This is a genomic window from Rosettibacter sp. KY25 (assembly GCF_057554405.1).
This window is the reverse complement of sequence record NZ_BAAJAO010000049.1, coordinates 1-3,902: the sequence shown is the minus strand read 5'-3', so window position 1 is coordinate 3,902 and position 3,902 is coordinate 1. Positions and strand designations below refer to the sequence as shown.

The 3,902-nt window shown below is 34.3% G+C and carries 2 protein-coding genes; both read left to right on the top strand.

Annotated elements, in window-relative coordinates:
• Positions 1-742: 742 nt before the first annotated feature.
• On the top strand, positions 743-1,450 hold the full coding sequence (rpiA, locus tag AC27L2_RS13670; RefSeq protein ID WP_487212327.1) for a ribose-5-phosphate isomerase RpiA: 708 nt from the start codon (positions 743-745) through the stop codon (positions 1,448-1,450).
• Positions 1,451-2,000: 550 nt separating this feature from the next.
• Positions 2,001-3,902, top strand: a 1,902-nt coding sequence (locus AC27L2_RS13665; RefSeq protein ID WP_487212326.1) for a beta strand repeat-containing protein, incomplete at its 3' end; no start/stop codon positions are given.

Here is a 3,902-nt window from a genome sequence, read left to right as displayed (position 1 = left end):
ATTCAGAATGACACAATGTTTTCTTATCATAAGTATTAATACTTTTCCGTCATTCTGATGGAGACCGTCAAAAAGGCGGGACGACCGAAGAATCTATTTGTTTAATTGAGATTTTCAGAATGACTTTTGAATATTGTCTTTCTGAGGAGTCCGCCTTTGGCGGGCGACGAAGAATTTAATTAATACTTCATAATTTTATATGAGGCTTCGTCCGCCTTTGGCGGACTCAGAATGACATGAAATTTTTTATGTCGATTAAAGAATCTGAAAACAGAGAAAATCTTATTAATCTGTGTTTATCTGTGTTCAAAAAATATTGAAACCGCAGAGCGCGCAAAGAATCTATTATTTACCCCTTTTGCAGTATTATCAAATTAAAGCCTGCAACTTTAAAACCTTCTAACCTTTAACCCCATTAAGATTGAACCCCATCAGGGTTCTTAAAAAATCGCTTGCATAATTTCTTCTATTAAAATTAAACCCCTTCAGGGTTTTATAATCTTCCACCATCAAACAGCAACCTTTCACCTTTAACTTTCAACTTGCAACTTGTAACCTGCAATAACTAAAATCTTGTTCCAAAGGAATGCCTTACGGCGCAATCTTGAAATCCAGTAATAATTTACCTTCCCCACGAAAAATATTCGCATGCCAATTAAAATTATCCTAAATTTATAAACGAAAAATCAAGAATTTTTATCTGGCACAATTATTTCTTTAAAAACAAACTCGGAATTGCAGAATGGATAAAAATTTACTGAAGAAACTTGCTGCTGAAAAGGCAGTAGATGAAGTTCATGATGGAATGATTGTTGGCTTGGGCACTGGTTCTACAGCTAAATTCGCAATTGAAAAATTGGCTCAAAAAATTAAGGACGGTCAATTGAAAAATATCTACGGTATTCCAACATCAAAAAGAACAGAAACATTAGCAATTCAGTTAGGGATACCTACACTCTCTCTTAATTCAAAATTTTCATTTGATAAAAAACCAATTGATATTACAATTGATGGAGCTGACGAAGTAGATTCGGATTTGAATTTGATTAAAGGCGGCGGTGGTGCATTGCTGCGTGAAAAAGTAATTGCTCAGAATACAAAAAGATTTTTGGTTGTAGTTGATGAATCTAAACTTTCAAATAGATTGGGAGAAAAATTTTTTGTGCCCGTTGAAGTTTTGCAATTTGCGCTTGAAAGCGAAAAGAAATTTCTTGAATCACTCGGTGGAAAAGTTGAATTAAGAAAAAATGAAAATGGTGAACCATTTGTTACAGATGAAGGAAATTATATACTTGATGTTAACTTTGGAAAAATTGAAAATCCGGCAGAACTTAACTCTATATTAAATGAAAGAGCTGGAATAGTAGAGCATGGAATTTTTCTGAATGATTTAGTTGATAGTGTTTATTGTTCTTTTCATGATGAAGTGAAAGTAATTACTGCTAAATAACTTTGTGTACTTCGTGTGAACTTCGTGTACTTAGTGGTAAAAAAATATTAACCACAAAGTTCACAAAGGAAATCACAAAGCACACAAAGGGAAAAAAACTTAACAGAAAAAGTTTGACAAGGTGCTTTGAAATGTGTAACTTATTTAACAGAAATGAAAAATTATTTAAAAAAATTATTGACAAGTTTAAAAGCAACTATTATTTTAAACCAAAACTCTATATAAATTTCATAAGTTATTGAAAAATAATGAAAAATTTCACGCAGAAACTCAAAGTCGCAAAGAAAAAAATCTTGGCATCTTTGCGAGAAATAATTTAAGAAAAGAAAATTTTTATAACTCAATAAACCAAACAATGAATAAATTAATTAACAACATTAACAAACAAAATAAGGAGGTAAAAGCGAATGAAAAAACCAAGACCGACTTAAGGACGAGGGCTTATCCAAACGGAGCTTATCAAAGTTTGTTTGTGTGTGTAAAAAATACACTTTTTTATGTTAATCTTTTTTAGTAAAAAATAATTTCTCAACCAATTAGGGAGAAAAAAATGAAGTTAAACAAATTATTTTTAATGCTAACGTTTCTCGTTCTGCTTGGAACGACAGCGTTTGCACAAGTAACCTGGTACGTCAATAACCAGATTGGTAATGATGGCCGTAATGGTCTATCAGCTACAATACCAACCCCAGATGATGGCGTAACGGGTCCAAAGAAAACAATTGGCGGCACTCAAGGTGCAATTGCTGAATCTAATGCAGGTGATATAATTGTTGTAGCTTATACAGGTACTGATTATGGTACGTTAACAGGTGAGCCTGCTACAATTATAGTAAATAAGCAATTAACATTTCAATCCAGTGGTGGAAATGTAGGTATCGCTTCATTACTGCAGATTAATACAGGTGCGTTGGCTAATAAAGCTGTTTTTAATTCTGGTCAGTTTACTTTGAAAGGTGGATTGACATTAACATCAGGAACTTTGGATAATCCAAATGGACTAATTACAGTTAATGGTGGAATAATAACTGTAGGTGCAGTAGCTACAACAACAAAAGTTACTGGCCAATTAGCTTTTAGCGGAAGTGTTAATTGGGTTTATAATGCAGCATATACTACCGGAGATGAATTCCCAAATACTGGTGGAAGCGTAAATAATTTTACAACGACTGCAGCAGTAACAGTTAAAAGTGGTGCTTCAGTAACTGTTAATGGTATAATCAATACAGGTGCTGCTCTTAATCTGGGTGGAAATAATTGGACAGTAAACGGAAATACTCCAAAAGCAGCATCGATTGGTGTAGGAGGTGTTCCTATTGCTGTTGGACCAACTACAATTACTACTACAACTCCACACGGTTTAACAGTGGGTGATGTTGTATATATAGTAGCTCCGGGTTCAGATTTAAATAATACTTTTCAAACAGTTACAGCCGTAACAGCTACGACATTTGATGTTGCACCTGGAAATACAGCTGCTAATACATCTATCGGTTATGTTTCAAAAAATTACCATACTATAGGGGGTAATGTAACAAATGGAACTTTGAATTTTAATATGAATGATGATGTTATTTTAGCTGGTGCATTTACATTGCCAAATATAGTAGCTACTTCAAGTACTGGTACTCCAACTTTGATTATTAATGGACCAACTGCTATTACAGGAACACTTACAGTACAAAATGCAGCAAGTGTAACTTTAAGTGGTAATACTGTAACAACGTTAGGAACAACAGGTTTTACAGGTGATGTTTTGGTTTTAAGCGGAACTGGTACTGTTAATTTAGGAACTGCACTTGCAACAGTTCATGGTAATGTGTTATTAAATTCAAGTGTAACAGCTGCTACAGGTGCTTCTATTACATTTGGTGGAGCTGTAACAATTAATGGAAATGTAACAAATCAAGCTACTTTAACTGTAAGTAATGCTGCTACATGGAATGGAGCAACATCAGGTAGAATTACATTCCCAGATGCAGCAATTACGATTACTGGTAATGTTGTGAATAACACAACTATAAGTGGGTCTTATGGTACTTCTACTGACGTAGATGGCTTTGGTAATATAGTTTTCCAAAACACAAATACAAATGTTACAATAAATGGAGCTATAAACAATACATCAAAAACTACATTATCAGGAGCAACTAACCCTACAGACTTTAGCGGAAACGGATTAATAACTTGGGGCAATGCAATTACTAGTGGTATAGTTAGAGCAGATGGTGGTATTAACAATAGTTCTGATTTCTCTGGTATAACTGGTGCTGCAAATGCAAATAATGGTCGTATAATTATTGGCGGTGCTGCGCGTACAGCTGGATCTTCAATCGGAACAGCTGCAAACAGAGTTGGCTTAATTACAAATAGTTCTAAAGGCAGAGCAGCAGGAGATGGTAACGGTGATATTATTATTGGTGCTGGTGATGGTACTTCGAGTGGTTTCTTT

What these genes read in the sequence shown, in the direction of transcription:
- rpiA (WP_487212327.1), top strand. Translation starts at nt 743, where the DNA reads ATGGATAAAAATTTACTGAAGAAACTTGCTGCTGAAAAGGCAGTAGAT.